Source organism: Listeria innocua, from assembly GCF_028596125.1.
GTDB classification, from domain to species: Bacteria; Bacillota; Bacilli; order Lactobacillales; family Listeriaceae; genus Listeria; species Listeria innocua.
This window is the reverse complement of the sequence record NZ_CP117229.1, coordinates 1,774,130-1,791,192: the sequence shown is the minus strand read 5'-3', so window position 1 is coordinate 1,791,192 and position 17,063 is coordinate 1,774,130. Positions and strand designations below refer to the sequence as shown.

Sequence of the window (17,063 nt, the reverse complement as noted above, 5' to 3'; positions counted from 1 at the left end):
AAATGGGAAAAATAGCTCCTTCGATTTTAAGTGCAGACTTTGCAAATCTTGCAAGAGATATTAAAGAAGTAGAAAATTACGGCGCGGATTATATCCATGTTGATGTAATGGACGGACATTTCGTTCCAAATATCACTTTCGGTCCTGCTGTCGTAAAAGCGATTCGTCCGGAAACAAAACTACCACTTGATGTTCATTTAATGATTGAAAATCCTGATACATACATCCCTGAATTTGCAAAAGCAGGCGCGGATTATATTACCGTTCATGTGGAAGCGTGCACGCATCTTCACCGCACATTACAACTCATCCGTTCGTACGGAGTAAAAGCAGGTGCAGTACTAAATCCAGCAACACCAATTGACGTATTACAACATGTTTTAAATGAACTAGATATGGTTTTATTTATGACAGTAAATCCAGGCTTTGGCGGACAAAAATTTATTCCAGAGGTACTAGAAAAAATTTCTGCCTTCAAAAAAATCGTGGATGAAAAAGGCTTAGACATCGAAATCGAAGTAGATGGCGGCGTGGATCATGAAACAGCGAAATTATGTCGAGATGCCGGCGCAAATGTTTTTGTAGCTGGAAGTTATATTTATGGAAATAAAAATCGTCAAACGCCAATTGACAAATTACGAGCTATTGTAGGCGAATAATATTTGGGGGCTGGGACAGACTTTTCGTTCCAGCCTTATTTGTTAGGAAAGAAGGGAACACAAATATGAAAATAATTAATATCATGGTTGGTGGACCTGCGTCAGAAATTCCTGATTTAACACAATATACGAATACAGATATTAGTTGGGTTGGCGTAGACCGCGGGGCTAAACGTTTGTTAGATAGAGGAATTGTTCCGACCGTTGCAATGGGAGATTTTGATTCTTTAACAAAAGAAGAATTAGCTCATTTAAAAACAAAAGTAGCTGATGTACATGAATTTCCTGCCGAAAAGGATGAAACAGATACAGAAATTGGGCTAAGCTGGGCAATGGAACAAAAACCAGATAAGATACGCATTTTTGGAGCAACAGGAGGCCGTTTAGACCACTTACTTGCGAATCTGATGATGCTAACAAAGCCACGATTCTTAGACGCTGTGCCGGTTGTAGAAATGATTGATCGCTATAACTATATCAAAATGTATACACCAGGAAGCTATACAATTGAAAAATTGCCTGATAAAAAATATGTAGCATTCACAACAATGAAAGATGTTACAGGACTTACACTAAAAGGATTCGTTTATCCACTTGATAATGCCACTTACCCAGTAGGTTCGGCACTTTCGAGTAATGAGTTTGTCGATCAAATTGGAGCGTTTTCTTTTAAAACTGGAATGATTTTATTAACACAAAGTAATGATTAATGAGAAATACAGGTGATTTTCGCCTGTATTTTTTATTTTTAGACAAAGAAAAAATGCACCGACATGATTGTCGCTGCACTTGATTTCTCCTTCGATTAAACGCGTTCCACTTTACCAGATTTAAGCGCACGAGCAGATACCCAAACTTTTTTAGGTTTGCCGTTAACCAGAATCCGTACTTTTTGCAAGTTAGCTTTCCAAGTACGTTTGCTGGAGTTCATTGCGTGGGAACGTTTGTTACCGGAACGTGATTTGCGGCCTGTAATAACACATTCTTTAGCCATAGTTTACCCCTCCTTACAGAGCTCTTCGGATAATTTATTTAAAATAACCTATCCTTTTGTTTTTCATACACTAGAATAATTTATCATAAACAAGTATACTTTGCAAGAGGATATGCGAAAATAGTGCAAAGAATTTTTACTTGACAGCATAAATGCGGATTTAATCAGCCAAATTTGTGATATGCTTTCCAAAGGGCTGTGATTATAGTAAAATAGGTAAGAACAACTAAACTAGCAATTAAAAACAATAATAAAAAAATAATCGAACGAGAATATAATCCGTAGGGAGGAATATAGAATGGCAATCGAAATCGACACAAAGCTTGGCAAAATTGATATTACTAGTGATGTTATCGCAACAATCGCTGGTGGTGCTGCCGAAGAAAATTTTGGAATTGTAGGTATGGCAAGTAGACATCAAATTCGTGATGGTTTAACCGATATTCTTAGAAGAGAAAATTATACAAAAGGTGTTATTGTAAGACAAGAAGAAGAAGGTATACATATTGACATGTATATCATTGTTAGCTTTGGAACTAAAATTTCAGAAGTAGCTCATAACGTCCAAGAACGCGTGAAATACACACTAGAAAAAACACTCGGTATTACAGTGGAATCAGTGAATATTTATGTTCAAGGTGTCCGAGTAATCAAGGAATCATAAGGAGGATTATGTAAGTGAGTATATATCAGTTAGACCCAGAGAAATTTGCAGCAATGATAGCGCTTGGAGCAGAAAATTTAGCGAAAAATGCTGATTTTGTTGATTCATTAAACGTTTTCCCGGTTCCAGATGGTGACACGGGAACAAATATGAATTTATCCATGACAAGTGGAGCAGAAGAAGTAGCAAAAAATGACAAAGAAACAATTAGTGCCGTTGGAGCAAACCTTGCAAAAGGCTTGTTGATGGGAGCGCGTGGAAATTCTGGCGTTATCTTATCCCAACTTTTCCGAGGCTTTTCTAAATCAATAGAAAATAAAGAAACACTTAATGCAGAAGAATTTGCAAATGCCTTTGTAAAAGGTGTAGAGACAGCTTATAAAGCAGTAATGAAGCCAGTCGAAGGAACCATTTTAACTGTAGCACGTGAGGCTGCCAAAGCGGGTGTTCTTGCCGCAAATGAACATCAAGAAATCGAATTAGTAATGGAAGCAATTTTGAAACAAGGAAAAGTAGCCCTTGAAAAAACGCCTGATTTACTTCCAGTTTTAAAAGAAGTTGGCGTTGTTGATAGTGGTGGCCAAGGTCTGATTATTATTTATGAAGGATTTTACGGAGTGCTCACTGGTAAAATGGCTGAAGCACCTGATTATATGGCATCAATGGGCGAATTAATTAATGCAGAACATCATCGCCATGTGCAAGACTTTATGTCCACTGAGGATATTCATTTTGGTTATTGTACAGAAATTATTGTGAAGATTAACGAAAATAAACCAGGGCTAAAACCTTTTGATGAAGAACAATTCCGCCAAGACTTAAGTGAACTAGGTGATTCTTTACTTGTAGCGGCAGATGATGAAGTTGTAAAAGTGCATGTGCATGTAGAACATCCTGGTGAAGTTCTAAACTATGGTCAACAATACGGTAGTCTCCTTAAAATGAAAGTAGAAAATATGCGCGAACAGCATAATGAAATCGTTGGCGACGATAAAGCGCCAGCCAAGGAAAAAGCTCCTTATGGTATCGTTACAGTTTCAGCAGGAGAAGGATTGAAAAAACTATTTGAAAGCATGGGCGTATCCATTGTTCTTTCTGGTGGTCAAACAATGAATCCAAGCACAGAAGATATTGTAAAAGCCATTGAATCAGCAAATGCAGAACAAGTTTTTGTTCTTCCAAATAATAAAAATATCCAAATGGCTGCAGAACAAGCGGCTCAAATTCTTGGAGAAGATAAAGTACAAATCATCCCAACTAAAACAATTCCACAAGGACTTACTGCTGTACTTACTTTCCAACCAGAACAAGATTTCACTTCCAATGCAGAAGCGATGAGAGAAGCAATTCAGGACGTAGCAAGTGGTCAAGTTACAACAGCTGTTCGAGACACTACGGTGGAAGGCGTTGTAATTAAAAAAGACAGTTTTATCGGTATGGTTGAAGGTAAAATCAAAGTCAGCCGCGAAACTTTAGAAGAAGCTGCTTATGAAACATTAGAAAAATTACTTGATGATGATAGCGAAATCGTTACTATTATTTTCGGGGAAGATGCAGATGCTAAAAAAGCAGAACTTTTAGCAGATAAAATAACAGAAGCTTTTCCAGATGTAGAAGTAGAAATTCATGAAGGCGACCAACCAGTTTACCCGTATATTTTTGCGGTAGAGTAAAGACTTGTTTTAAATGAATAGAAGAAAGGATGATTTTAGTGAAATTTAATAGCGTGTTTGATATTATTGGTCCAGTAATGATTGGTCCATCGAGTTCTCATACTGCCGGTGCTAGTCGTATTGGTGCCATTGCACGAGCTGTTTTTAATGAACAACCATCCCAAGTAGATATTCATTTATATGGTTCTTTTGCTAAAACGTATAAAGGCCACGGAACAGATGTGGCGCTGATTGGTGGATTGCTTGGTTTTGAGCCAGATGATCCGCGTATGAAAGAATCCGCTAAGCTTGCAGAAGAATGGGGCATGCGCATCCAATTTATTGAAGAAGTGGAAGAGCCGCCTCATCCAAACACTGTCAAATTAGTGTTAAAACATGGTATGCAACAAATGACCTTAATTGGCGCATCGATTGGTGGCGGCAAAGTAGAAATTATTCGCTTAAACGAATTTGAGCTAGAATTCACTGGAACTGCTCCAGCTATCCTTATTTTACATCAAGACAAATTTGGCGCGATTGCAGCAGTGTCATCCGTAATCGCTGACCATAAAATTAATATCGGTCAAATGAAAGTATCGCGCAAAGTAAAAGGCGACGAAGCTTTAATGGTAATAGAAGTTGACCAACAAGTTGAACAAGATTTAATTAGCAAAATTGCTGAATTACCAGGGATTTACCAAGTAGCAAGCGTAATGATTTAATCGTTTTGGTACTTATCTCTAGTAAATCGGTGGCTTTCGCTCGATTTGTGTAAAGCCAAATGTGCGTAAATAAAACGTGCATTTGGCTTTATTTTGAGTTGTAAATCAGGTATGTTGGTAATGAGTATAGAAAGTGAGTGTTGATAATGTTTAGAACTGTTGCAGAATTAGTGGACATCGCTGAACGCGAGAACCTAACTATTGCTGAAATTATGATTAAACGTGAAATGAGTATTTCTGGTTTACCGCGGGAGGAAATAACTGCTGCGATGGAACGGAATTTAGATATTATGGAAGAAGCTATTCATGAAGGTGAAGCAGGCGTTACTTCAACTACCGGATTAACGGGCGGAGATGCTGTCCTTATGCAAGACTATATCAAAAAAGGAAACTTCTTATCTGGTGAAGTTTTACTAGATTCAGTAGCAAAAGCGATTGCTACAAATGAAGTCAATGCAGCGATGGGTGTTATTTGTGCAACTCCCACTGCTGGAAGCGCTGGCGTTGTACCAGGCGTACTTTTCTCTTTAAAAGATCGTCTTGATATGACGCGTGAGGACATGGTTAACTTTTTATTCACAGCTGGAGCATTTGGTTATGTAGTTGCGAATAATGCGTTTATAAGTGGGGCAGCGGGTGGTTGTCAGGCGGAAATTGGTTCTGCAAGTGCAATGGCTTCAGCAGCGATTGTAGCAGCAGCGGGAGGAACCCCCGAACAATCTGCACATGCGATGGCGATGACAATGAAAAATATGCTTGGGCTTGTGTGTGATCCAGTAGCAGGACTTGTAGAAGTACCATGTGTGAAAAGAAATGCCCTTGGTTCTTCGCAAGCAATTATTTCAGCTGATATGGCACTAGCAGGCATTAAAAGTCGTATCCCATGTGATGAAGTGATTGAAGCAATGCACCGCGTAGGGTTACAAATGCCAAGCTCTTTAAGAGAAACGGCAGAAGGAGGATTGGCGGCTACACCGACTGGACGCGCCATTCAGCGGAAGATTTTCGGATTGTCGCCAGAAGATAAACGTGAGTGAACTTAAACGAATCCCGACAACTGAAATCAAAGGAATTGGTGAAGAAACAGCTAAAACTTTAAAAGAGCTAGGTTTATCGACCGTGCATGATTTGCTATGGAACTTCCCGTATCGCTATGAAGATTACCGGTTGCGGGATTTATCGGAAGTAGCGCATGAAGAACGAATTACAATTCAAGGCGAAGTGCTAACCGAAGCAACTGTAGCCTTTTACGGACGAAAAAAATCCAAGCTTTCTTTCCGCGTGTCAACAGAAGGTCAAGTCATCAAAATCGATTTTTTCAACCAACCATATTTAAAAAATAAAATAAGTGTTGGCGAAACAGTGACGATTTCTGGCAAATGGGATAAAAGCCGCGCCCAAATTACAGCCAGCAAAATTAAAATAGGTGCTGTCGAAAACGAAGAAGAATTAGAAGGCGTTTATAGATTAAAAGGAACCCTTCGCAATAAAACTATGCAAAAATACACTCGGCTTGCTTTTAATAGTTATAGCAAGGATATAGAAGAAGTTATCCCAACCAATTTACTTGAAAAATATCAATTAATGGATCGGTTAGAAGCTGTTCGCGTGCTTCATTTCCCAAAAAACAATGAAGAATTAAAACAAGCTAGACGCCGAATGGTTTATGAAGAATTCTTGCTTTTCCAATTAAAAATGCAGTTTTTCCGTAAAATCGAACGTGAGAAGTCGGGTGGGATTTCGATTAATTATGATGTAGAAGATTTGCGTCATTATATTGATTCTTTACCATTCCCGCTAACAAAAGCGCAAAAAAGAGTAGTGAACGAGATTTGCGGAGATATGTTATCGCACTTCCATATGAATCGTTTGTTACAAGGAGACGTTGGATCAGGAAAAACAGTTGTAGCCTCGATCGCGATGTATGCAGCTGCCAAAAGTGGTTTCCAGAGCGCTTTAATGGTCCCAACGGAGATTTTAGCTGAACAACATGCGAATTCTTTAGTAGAGCTACTACAACCCTTTGATATTACAGTTGGCTTGCTTACTAGTAGTGTGAAAGGGAAGCAACGTAGAGAATTACTGGCAATGCTTGAAAATGGCTCAATTGACGTTTTAATTGGCACCCATGCTTTAATCCAAGACGAAGTAATTTATCATCGACTTGGTTTAGTTATTACAGATGAACAACACAGATTTGGCGTAGCACAGCGCCGGATTCTACGGGAAAAAGGCGAATATCCCGATGTGTTATTTATGACCGCAACGCCAATCCCTAGAACGCTCGCAATTACAGCTTTCGGGGAAATGGATGTATCGATCATTGATGAACTTCCAGCTGGACGAAAAGAAATTGAAACCTACTGGGTAAAACATCAAATGCTTGATCGCGTTATCGGTTTTATGGAAAAAGAAATCGATAAAGGTCACCAAGTTTATATCATTTGCCCATTAATTGAAGAATCCGAAAAACTCGATGTGCAAAATGCGATAGACGTTTTCAACATTTTACAAAATAAATGGGGCACTAAATATGTTCCAGGACTCATGCACGGCAAGTTATTACCGGCAGACAAAGAACAAATTATGCGCGACTTTAATGATAAAAAAATTGACTGCCTCGTATCCACTACCGTAGTCGAAGTTGGGGTAAATGTTCCGAATGCTACGATGATGGTCATATATGATGCAGACCGTTTTGGTTTAGCGCAGTTGCATCAACTGAGGGGCCGAGTGGGGCGAGGGGCTGATCAATCCTATTGTATTTTAATTGCTGACCCAAAAACCGAGGTCGGAAAAGAACGAATGATGATTATGTCAGAAACAAACGATGGCTTTGTTGTCAGCGAACGAGACCTCGAACTTCGTGGACCAGGAGATTTCTTCGGTAGAAAACAAAGTGGCGTTCCAGAATTCAAAGTCGCTGATATGGTTCATGATTACCGTGTGCTTGAAATCGCTCGCCAAGATGCCGTCCATATGATCTTTGAAGAAAACATGTTGGAAAATAAAACGTACGATAAATTAGTGGCGCTACTTGAGGAAGAAGGCGTCTTCACAGAACAAAAACTAGATTAAACCTATGTAACAAACTTTAAAAAAACTTGCAACTTGGCTTGATTTTTAATAACATATTAAAGTACCAATAAATAGGAGGAAGTTCTGAAGGTTATCCAGCAGAGGTAACTTCCTTTTTTTAGCCAGTCTTTAGTAGCTGGTGTTAATACCTTTCACAAAAAAAGAGATGAGGAACCGTGCATGAAAAAATATTCTAAGAAGGATCGACAAATGAAACTTCAAGTTGCTATTGAAGAAAATCCTTTCATAACAGATGAGCAACTTGCTGAAAAATTTGGGGTTAGCGTCCAGACTATCCGTTTAGACCGGGTGGCTCTTTCTATCCCTGAACTCAGAGAGCGAATCAAACATGTAGCGAGTGTCAATTATGCCGACGCAGTAAAAAGTCTTCCCATCGATGAAGTGATTGGTGAAATTATTGATATCCAACTTAGTAAGAGTGCAATTTCCATTTTTGACGTGAGAAGTGAGCATGTTTTTAAACGAAATAAAATCGCTCGAGGGCATCACCTATTTGCCCAAGCTAATTCCTTAGCAACCGCAGTCATCCCAAATGAACTCGCTTTAACCACACAAGCAACCGTTCGCTTTGTTCGTTCTGTATACGAAGGTGAACGCATCATAGCAAAAGCAAAAGTACGTCCAGCAACAGACAACAGAGCTATTACTATAGTGGATGTAAAAAGCTATGTTGGAGACGAAATTGTACTCAAAGGTAAGTTTGAAATGTATCACGCAACGCAAAAATGAAAATAAAGGACTGACGTATAATGAAAATTGCTGTAGATGCGATGGGTGGAGATCACGCACCAAAAGAAATTGTTTTAGGTGTAATGAAAGCTGTTGCCCAATATAAAGATATCGAAATTCTTCTTTTTGGAGACGAAACAAAAATAAATGAACATTTAACAGATAAAACTCGTGTGAAAATCATACATACCGATGAAAAAATAGAAAGTGACGATGAACCAGTTCGCGCCGTAAAACGGAAGAAAAAAGCTTCCATGGTACTTGCAGCCCAAGCCGTAAAAGACGGAGAAGCAGATGCCTGTATCTCAGCAGGAAATACAGGTGCCCTTATGTCTACTGGACTCTTTGTCATTGGACGCATTAAAGGGATTGACCGTCCAGCACTTGCGCCAACACTTCCAACCGTTACTGGAAAAGGCTTTGTTATGCTCGACTTAGGAGCGAATGCCGAAGCAAAACCAGAACATTTATTACAGTTTGGCTTAATGGGTTCGGTCTATGCAGAAAAAGTACGTAAAATCGAACGCCCACGTGTGGCACTTTTAAACATCGGAACAGAAGAAACAAAAGGAAATGAATTAACAAAAAAATCATTTGAGCTAATGAAAAATCAAGATGCCTATGAATTTATCGGTAATATCGAAGCACGTGATTTGTTAATGGATGTAGCAGATGTAGTTGTTACTGACGGATTCACTGGTAATATGGTACTTAAGTCAATTGAAGGAACAGGCGCTGCATTCCTAAGTATGCTAAAAATGAGCTTACTAAATGGCTTTAAAAATAAAGTCGCAGCAAGCTTCCTGAAAAAAGATTTAATGGAACTAAAAGCGAAAATGGATTATAGCGAATACGGTGGCGCTTGTTTATTCGGTGTTCAAGCCCCAGTTGTAAAAGCACACGGATCATCTAATGCAAATGGTATTTTTACCACTATTCGTCAAGTACGTGAAATGGTTGAAAAACAAGTTGTTGAAACCATCAAATCAGAAGTAGATAAAGTAAAAGTAGGAGGAACAGAAACAAATGACTAAAATCGCATTCGTATTTCCCGGTCAAGGAGCACAAAAAATTGGCATGGGGCAAGATGTAGCTGCAGAATATCCAGAAGCAAAAAAAATCTATGATGATGCTGATGAAAGATTAGGCTTTTCCATCACAGATGTTATTACAGAAGGACCAATCGAATTATTAACGAAATCCGAAAATGCACAACCAGCATTAGTTTCAACAAGTGTAGCTATTTTACGCGCATTAGAAACATATGGTGTTAAAGCGGATTACGTAGCAGGACATAGCCTTGGCGAATATAGCGCGCTTGTTGCTGGCGGATTTTTAGAAGCAAGTGATGCGATTTATCTTGTTCGTAAACGCGGAGAATTAATGGAAGCCGCTGTACCAAATGGCGCCGGCGCAATGGCTGCGGTTCTTGGCGTAGACCGTGAAACATTAAAAAAAGTAACCGAAGAAGTAACAGCTGAAGGGGATGCAGTTCAACTTGCTAACCTGAACTGTCCAGGACAAATCGTTATCTCTGGAACAACTGCTGGCGTTGAAAAAGCTGGCGAAAAAGCAAAAGAAAGTGGTGCGAAACGCGTATTACCACTTGCTGTTAGCGGACCTTTCCACTCAAGTTTAATGGAACCAGCTGCACTTGCTTTCCGTGATATTTTAGCAGAAGTTAAAATTTCTGATGGTCAGATTCCAGTAGTTAATAACGTGGATGCTAAAGAAACTACGGATAAATCCGAAATTAGCGATAAACTAATTAAGCAAATTTATTCCCCAGTATTATGGGAAGATATTGTCGAAGAATTAATTAAAAACGGCGTAGATACTTTTGTTGAAATTGGTTCTGGAAAAGTCTTAGCTGGTTTAATTAAGAAAATCAATCGTGATGTAACTGTACTGTCCGCAGGTGATGTTGAGTCAGTGAAAAGTGTTGCCGCGACATTGAAAGGAGAATAATTAATGACTTTACAAGGCAAAGTAGCAGTAGTAACAGGTGGATCACGCGGAATCGGTCGTGACATCGCCATCAAATTAGCTAAAGAAGGCGCAAATATTTTCTTCAATTACAATGGTAGCCCAGAAGCTGCGGAAGAAACAGCAAAACTCGTTGCCGAACATGGTGTAGAAGTAGAAGCAATGAAAGCAAATGTAGCGATTGCTGAAGATGTGGATGCATTTTTCAAACAAGCAATCGAGCGCTTTGGTCGTATCGACATTTTAGTCAATAATGCGGGAATTACGCGTGATAATTTATTAATGCGCATGAAAGAAGACGAGTGGGATGACGTTATTAACATCAACCTAAAAGGAACTTTCCTTTGTACAAAAGCAGTAAGTCGTACAATGATGAAACAACGCGCTGGTAAAATTATCAACATGGCTTCTGTTGTTGGCTTAATTGGTAATGCAGGTCAAGCAAACTATGTTGCAAGTAAAGCAGGCGTAATTGGTTTAACAAAAACAACTGCTCGTGAACTTGCTCCACGTGGTATTAACGTTAATGCTGTTGCTCCTGGTTTCATTACAACCGAAATGACAGACAAATTAGATGATAAAACAAAAGAAGCAATGCTAGCTCAAATTCCGCTTGGTGCTTACGGAACAACCGAAGATATTGCGAATGCAGTTCTTTTCTTAGCAAGCGATGCATCGAAGTATATTACTGGCCAAACACTATCCGTTGATGGCGGAATGGTAATGTAAAATTGGTTAATGAATGCGAATTTACTTGGCTCGCATTACTTTAAATATTTTTGTTTACGTAGGAGAAATAATCCTATATAATACTTGGAGGGAGGTGAAGTGAAAAATGGCAGAAGTATTAGAAAAAGTTACAAAAATCATCGTAGACCGTCTAGGTGTCGAGGAATCCAAAGTAACTTTAGAAGCTTCCTTCAAAGAAGATCTAGGTGCAGATTCCCTAGATGTTGTTGAATTAGTAATGGAACTTGAAGACGAGTTCGGAGTTGAAATCTCTGATGGCGACGCTGAAAACATTAACACAGTTGGTGATGCAGTGAAGTACATAGAGGCAAACGCATAAAACTTTATGTGACCGGATAAATGAGGGTGCCCGTGTTACTTATCTTTGCTGTGGTAACTTCCGCACGTGAGATAAGTAGTACAGGTAGCCTCTTTTTCAAGGTTAAGAAGATTTGTTGGTTCATTTTCTAAGCAGCTTTTTGCTAGTGGCTGTTTAGAAAATGAACTTGCTTACTAGTATAGAGAGGGGCAAGTGAAATGAATCAATGGGAAGAATTACAAGAAAGTGTTGGTTTTGATTTTCAAAATGTAGAATTATTACAGCAAGCATTCACACATTCCTCGTATGTCAATGAACATCGCCGGGAAAATGTGAAAGATAATGAGCGCCTAGAATTTCTTGGTGATGCAGTCCTTGAACTAACTGTTTCAGACTATCTTTTTAATAAATATCCAGATATGGCAGAAGGACACATGACAAAAATGCGTGCAGCTATTGTATGTGAACCTTCCTTAGTAGAGTTCGCGGAAGCAGTACATTTCTCTAAATATGTGCGTCTAGGTAAAGGAGAAGAAAAAGCAGGTGGGAGAACACGCCCAGCTTTACTTGCTGATGTATTTGAATCTTTTATCGGCGCCCTATATTTAGATAATGGTATTGATAAAGTCGTGAAATTTCTAGAACGAGTTATTTTTCCGAAGATTGATGCAGGTGCATACTTGCAAACAGTCGATTACAAAACGCAACTACAAGAGATTGTTCAACGGGACCGTGATGTCTTGATCGAATATGATATTCTTGGCGAAACAGGACCAGCACACAATAAAGCATTCGATGCCCAAGTTATTGTTAACGGACAAGTACTTGGAAAAGGCAGCGGTAGAACAAAAAAACAAGCAGAACAAAGTGCGGCACAATTTGCTATAAATCAACTAACACATAGATAAACAAAAATGGAGGTGTCCGGACATGTTATTAAAACGATTAGAAATGAATGGCTTTAAATCCTTTGCTGACAAAGTTGCGATAGATTTCGTGCCCGGCATGACTGCAGTTGTAGGGCCAAATGGTAGCGGGAAAAGTAATATTACAGAAGCAATCCGCTGGGTACTTGGTGAGCAGTCCGCTAAATCGCTCCGTGGTGGCCGAATGGGCGACGTTATTTTTGCTGGAAGTGATACGCGTAAACCAATTAATTTTGCAGAAGTATCGCTTATTCTCGAAAATGAAGACCATTTTTTACCACTTGATTATAGCGAAGTAGCTGTAACTAGACGTATTTACCGTAATGGTGATAGTGAATTTTTAATCAATAAAGAAAATTGTCGACTGAAAGATATTGTCGATTTATTTATGGATTCTGGACTTGGGAGAGAGTCTTTTTCGATTATTTCGCAAGGGAAAATTGATGAAATTCTGAACAGTAAGCCAGAAGAACGCCGCTCGATTTTTGAAGAAGCAGCCGGCGTACTTAAATACAAACATCGTAAAAAACAAGCTGAAAATAAATTATTTGAAACCGAAGAAAATTTAAATCGTGTACAAGATATTTTATATGAATTAGAAGGGCAACTGGAGCCGCTCGAAATGCAAGCTTCTATTGCCAAGGATTATTTATTCCAACAAGAAGAACTAGAAAAATACGAAGTGACGTTACTTGCGAGTGAAATCAGTTCTTTAACAGAAAAACTAGCTGAAGTCCGTAAAGAGTTTGGTGAAAATCAAACGGTTTTAATTAAGCTACGCGAAGAATTACATGCGGAAGAAGCAATTGTTTCCCGTGAAAAACAAGCGCTTAATGAAACTGATATTGCGCTAGATAATTTACAAGAGCGTTTGTTAGTAGAAACCGAAAAACTCGAACAACTAGAAGGAGAGCGGAATCTTCAATTAGAACGTAAAAAACATAGCAGCGAAAACGAACAAGTCTACGCAGAAACATTGGCTGCAATTACCGAAAAAATTACTGCTCTTGAAGAACAAAAAGAAGTGTTAAGTAGTTCAAAACTCGAAAAAGAAACGGCGCTTGAAATTGCCGTAAAAGCGAAAAAAGAACTAGAAGCAACACTTTCAAAATACGATGATTTATCCGAAGAAGCGATTGAAAACCGCAAAAGTGATTATATTGATTTACGCCATACACAAACGACAATCAATAATGATTTAGGGTATATTGAACGCCAAATCGGACAAATTACTAGCCGAATTGATAAATTAGATTTAGAAAATAGTCAACATGTCGATGAAAGAAAAGATATGTTAGCTCAAATTGATACAACAAAAACGCACCTTACAAAGATCCAAAGTGAGCTCACAGAACAAATGGAAATATACCGTGAAGTGCAGCAAACATTGGCAAAACAAGAAGCCGTTTTTGGAACACAAGAACGTGCGCTTTATAAACATTATGAAACAGTCCAACAAATGAAATCACGGAAAGAAACCTTAGAAGAATTGGCAGATGATTATGCCGGATTTTTCCAAGGCGTGCGTGAAGTATTAAAAGCAAAAAAAGAAATTCCGGGCATATTGGGAGCTTTAGTAGAACTTATTGAAATACCAGCAAAATATCAACAAGCTATGGAAACAGCGCTCGGAGCAAGTGCGCAAAATGTCGTTGTTGAAGATGACCGAGTTGCTCGTGAAGCAATCAGCTTTTTAAAGAAAACGAAAAGCGGTCGCGCAACATTTTTACCACTTTCAACTATTCAACCTCGAGAATTACCAGCAGCAACTAAAAACGCTTTAAGTAATCAACCAGCTTTCATCGCGCTTGCTAGCGAAGTAATTTCATTTGACCAAAAAGTGTCTCCAGTGATTTTAAACGCGCTCGGTACAACGATTTTAGCGAAAGATTTAAAAGGGGCAAATACGCTCGCTCGTTTAGTAAACTTCAGGTATCGCATTGTGACACTTGAAGGTGATGTGGTTAATGCCGGTGGTTCAATGACTGGTGGAGCAACAAAAGGCGGCAAATCGTCTATCTTAACGAGAAAACACGAATTAGGTCAATTAGCAGAAAAAATCGCTGAATTAAATAATTCCACTCGTGAACTCGAGTCTGCTGTTCAAGTTGCCAAAGATAGCATGTCGAAAAAACGAGAAGAACTTGAAGAAACTCGTGTTATTGGTGAAAATTTACGTTTACAAGAAAAAGAATTGCTTGGTAAATTAGATCGCGAAACCGAAAATCTAGAACGTTTTAACAAACAATTACAGCTATATGATATTGAAAAAGCAGATGGCAGCGAAGAATTAAACAAACTGCTGGAACGAAAAGAAACGCTACTTCAAGAGCAAGTAGAAATCGCTAAACAAATCGAAAAAACCGACGAAGAAATAAAAGCGATGACATCTTCAAGTAAAGCACTAGAAAGTAAACGTACAGCAGATTTAGAAAGCTTGTCGTCCTTAAAAGCGCAAATTGCCGCTAAACGTGAGCAGTTACAGTCTGCCGTCGAAGCAGTAGACCGCGTAACAACGACATTACATGAAAACTACGAACAAAAAGAAGCAGCTGAGCAAAAACTTGCTTCCTTAAAAACAAATCTATCAAGTGTCCATACAAGCGAAGAGTCTGCTAGAAAATCCATCGAAGAACTTCGTAAAGACAAAGCAGAGACAAGTGAAAAACTAAATCAAACAAGACAAACTCGCACCGAACTACAAGAAAAAATCGAACTACTAGAAGCTGAGTTGACGCAAAAAAATAACCAAATTAGTTTTTATGTGGAACAAAAAAATAATGCGGAAATAAGCATCGGTCGTCTCGAAGTAGATATTACCAACCGAATCGATCGCTTGCAAGAAGCCTATTTACTAACACCAGAACAAGCAGAAGAAAAAATCTTACCAGAAGTAGATACGGAACAAGCGCGTTCTAAAGTTCGTTTATTAAAACGCTCGATAGATGAGCTCGGAATCGTTAATATTGGCGCTATTGAAGAATTTGATCGCATCCAAGAACGCTTTGACTTTTTAACAGGACAACAAGCGGATTTACTTGCTGCAAAAGAAACCCTCTTTAAAGTTATGGACGAAATGGATGAAGAAATGAAAATCCGTTTCAGTGAGAGTTTTGAAGCAATAAAAACAGAATTTGCCATTGTTTTCCCAGAATTATTTGGTGGAGGAAGTGCGGAACTCGTACTACTTGATCCAGAGAATCTACTAACGACAGGGATTGACATCGTCGTTCAACCACCAGGGAAAAAACTACAAAACTTATCGCTTCGTTCTGGCGGAGAGCGTGCATTAACTGCGATTGCATTACTTTTTGCTATCATTCGTGTTCGACCAGTACCATTCTGTATTTTGGATGAAGTAGAGGCGGCCTTAGATGAAGCCAATGTTACACGTTTTAGCCGCTACTTAAAACAATTTGAGTCAGGCACTCAGTTTATCGTTATCACGCACCGAAAAGGAACAATGGAAGAAGCGGACGTCCTTTATGGTGTCACAATGCAAGAGTCCGGTGTCTCCAAATTAGTTTCGGTTCGCTTAGAAGAAACAGCCGAACTCATTAAATAAAAGGAGTATATAAAATGACCTTTTTTAAAAAATTAAAAGATAAAATTACCCAGCAAACCGATTCTGTTTCAGGGAAATTTAAAGATGGTTTATCAAAAACTCGCGGTAACTTTTCCGGGAAGATCAATGAAATGGTCGCTCGTTATCGTAAAGTAGATGAAGATTTCTTTGAAGAACTAGAAGAAATTCTTATCGGAGCAGATGTCGGTTTTGAAACAGTAATGGAATTAGTCGATACACTTCGCCGTGAAGTACAATTAAGAAATATTAGCGACCCAAAAGATGTACAAGAAGTTATTGTTGAAAAACTAGTTGATATTTACCAAGGCGACGAAAAAGAAGACGAAACTTTGCATATTGAAGAAAATGGTCTAACTGTTATCTTATTTGTTGGTGTTAATGGCGTTGGTAAAACAACCTCTATCGGAAAAATGGCACATCGTTTTAAACAAGAAGGTAAAAAAGTTATGCTTGCGGCGGGAGATACATTCCGAGCAGGTGCAATCGATCAACTAGAAGTCTGGGGCGAACGAACAGGTGTCGATGTTATTAAACAAGCTGAGGGAAGCGATCCTGCTGCTGTCATGTTTGATGCCGTTCAAGCCGCCAAAGCTAGAAAAGCAGACATCTTACTTTGTGACACAGCCGGCCGTTTGCAAAATAAAGTCAACCTGATGAACGAACTTGAAAAAGTAAAACGTGTCATTACGCGTGAAATTCCTAATGCGCCGCACGAAGTTTTACTAGTCCTTGATGCTACAACTGGCCAAAATGCCTTCGTTCAAGCAAAACAATTTAAAGAAACAACAGACGTGACAGGTATTATCTTAACAAAACTCGACGGGACTGCAAAAGGTGGTATCGTCATAGCCATCCGTAATGAACTCGATATTCCAGTAAAATTCGTCGGACTCGGGGAACAAATGGACGATCTGCAAGCCTTTGATGCAAATGAATATGTGTATGGCTTATTTGCTGATATGGTTGATAACGAAAAATAATCAGAGAAAGCCGAATGA

General features: G+C 38.9%; 16 protein-coding genes. 15 read left to right on the top strand and 1 reads right to left on the bottom strand.

Annotated features, from left to right (window positions below):
- Nucleotides 1-2 precede the first annotated feature (2 nt).
- Entirely contained in the window at nucleotides 3-659 is a 657-nt protein-coding gene (gene rpe, locus PQQ29_RS09465; RefSeq protein ID WP_003769291.1) for a ribulose-phosphate 3-epimerase, read from the top strand.
- A gap of 65 nt (nucleotides 660-724) precedes the next feature.
- Nucleotides 725-1,369: a thiamine diphosphokinase gene (locus tag PQQ29_RS09460; protein WP_003762927.1), complete on the top strand. Its 645-nt coding sequence runs from the start codon at nucleotides 725-727 to the stop codon at nucleotides 1,367-1,369.
- Between the two features lie 95 nt (nucleotides 1,370-1,464).
- Here PQQ29_RS09460 and rpmB read toward each other — a convergent pair whose 3' ends face one another.
- The gene (rpmB, locus tag PQQ29_RS09455) at nucleotides 1,465-1,653 is read right to left on the bottom strand and encodes a 50S ribosomal protein L28 (RefSeq protein ID WP_003720131.1); all 189 of its coding nucleotides are present in this window, start codon (nucleotides 1,651-1,653) and stop codon (nucleotides 1,465-1,467) included.
- 298 nt (nucleotides 1,654-1,951) lie between these two features.
- Between rpmB and PQQ29_RS09450 the strand changes: the two genes are divergently transcribed.
- The 13 genes from PQQ29_RS09450 to ftsY all read left to right on the top strand — a co-directional run bounded on the left by PQQ29_RS09450 (nucleotide 1,952) and on the right by ftsY (nucleotide 17,045).
- Nucleotides 1,952-2,317 carry an Asp23/Gls24 family envelope stress response protein gene (locus PQQ29_RS09450; RefSeq protein ID WP_003720130.1) on the top strand — a complete coding sequence of 122 codons (366 nt, stop codon included), beginning with the start codon at nucleotides 1,952-1,954 and terminating at the stop codon, nucleotides 2,315-2,317.
- Nucleotides 2,318-2,331: 14 nt separating this feature from the next.
- A complete protein-coding gene (locus tag PQQ29_RS09445; RefSeq protein ID WP_003769290.1) occupies nucleotides 2,332-3,990 on the top strand; it encodes a DAK2 domain-containing protein in 1,659 nt (552 codons plus the stop codon).
- Nucleotides 3,991-4,028: 38 nt separating this feature from the next.
- Nucleotides 4,029-4,691 (top strand): L-serine ammonia-lyase, iron-sulfur-dependent subunit beta, encoded by a 663-nt coding sequence (gene sdaAB / locus PQQ29_RS09440; protein WP_010991023.1) that lies wholly within the window; start codon nucleotides 4,029-4,031, stop codon nucleotides 4,689-4,691.
- A 146-nt stretch (nucleotides 4,692-4,837) separates the two neighbouring features.
- Nucleotides 4,838-5,728: an L-serine ammonia-lyase, iron-sulfur-dependent, subunit alpha gene (gene sdaAA / locus PQQ29_RS09435; protein WP_003762921.1), complete on the top strand. Its 891-nt coding sequence runs from the start codon at nucleotides 4,838-4,840 to the stop codon at nucleotides 5,726-5,728.
- Entirely contained in the window at nucleotides 5,721-7,769 is a 2,049-nt protein-coding gene (gene recG / locus PQQ29_RS09430) for an ATP-dependent DNA helicase RecG (protein WP_187983950.1), read from the top strand. Before sdaAA ends, recG begins: the two co-directional genes overlap by 8 nt.
- 180 nt (nucleotides 7,770-7,949) lie before the next feature.
- Nucleotides 7,950-8,519, top strand: a complete 570-nt coding sequence (fapR, locus tag PQQ29_RS09425; protein ID WP_003762917.1) for a transcription factor FapR — start codon at nucleotides 7,950-7,952, stop codon at nucleotides 8,517-8,519.
- A 20-nt stretch (nucleotides 8,520-8,539) separates the two neighbouring features.
- Nucleotides 8,540-9,553: a phosphate acyltransferase PlsX gene (gene plsX / locus PQQ29_RS09420; protein WP_003767427.1), complete on the top strand. Its 1,014-nt coding sequence runs from the start codon at nucleotides 8,540-8,542 to the stop codon at nucleotides 9,551-9,553.
- Nucleotides 9,546-10,487, top strand: a complete 942-nt coding sequence (fabD, locus tag PQQ29_RS09415; protein ID WP_033532943.1) for an ACP S-malonyltransferase — start codon at nucleotides 9,546-9,548, stop codon at nucleotides 10,485-10,487. Before plsX ends, fabD begins: the two co-directional genes overlap by 8 nt.
- Before the next feature lie 3 nt (nucleotides 10,488-10,490).
- On the top strand, nucleotides 10,491-11,234 hold the full coding sequence (gene fabG, locus PQQ29_RS09410; RefSeq protein WP_003769287.1) for a 3-oxoacyl-[acyl-carrier-protein] reductase: 744 nt from the start codon (nucleotides 10,491-10,493) through the stop codon (nucleotides 11,232-11,234).
- Between the two features lie 106 nt (nucleotides 11,235-11,340).
- On the top strand, nucleotides 11,341-11,574 hold the full coding sequence (locus PQQ29_RS09405) for an acyl carrier protein (RefSeq protein ID WP_003723866.1): 234 nt from the start codon (nucleotides 11,341-11,343) through the stop codon (nucleotides 11,572-11,574).
- A gap of 197 nt (nucleotides 11,575-11,771) precedes the next feature.
- Complete coding sequence (gene rnc, locus PQQ29_RS09400; RefSeq protein WP_003762908.1) at nucleotides 11,772-12,461, top strand: ribonuclease III; 690 nt, start codon at nucleotides 11,772-11,774, stop codon at nucleotides 12,459-12,461.
- A 22-nt stretch (nucleotides 12,462-12,483) separates the two neighbouring features.
- Nucleotides 12,484-16,044, top strand: coding sequence for a chromosome segregation protein SMC (smc, locus tag PQQ29_RS09395; protein ID WP_003762907.1), 3,561 nt, complete (start codon nucleotides 12,484-12,486; stop codon nucleotides 16,042-16,044).
- 14 nt (nucleotides 16,045-16,058) lie between these two features.
- Complete coding sequence (gene ftsY / locus PQQ29_RS09390) at nucleotides 16,059-17,045, top strand: signal recognition particle-docking protein FtsY (protein WP_003769286.1); 987 nt, start codon at nucleotides 16,059-16,061, stop codon at nucleotides 17,043-17,045.
- Nucleotides 17,046-17,063 lie beyond the last annotated feature (18 nt).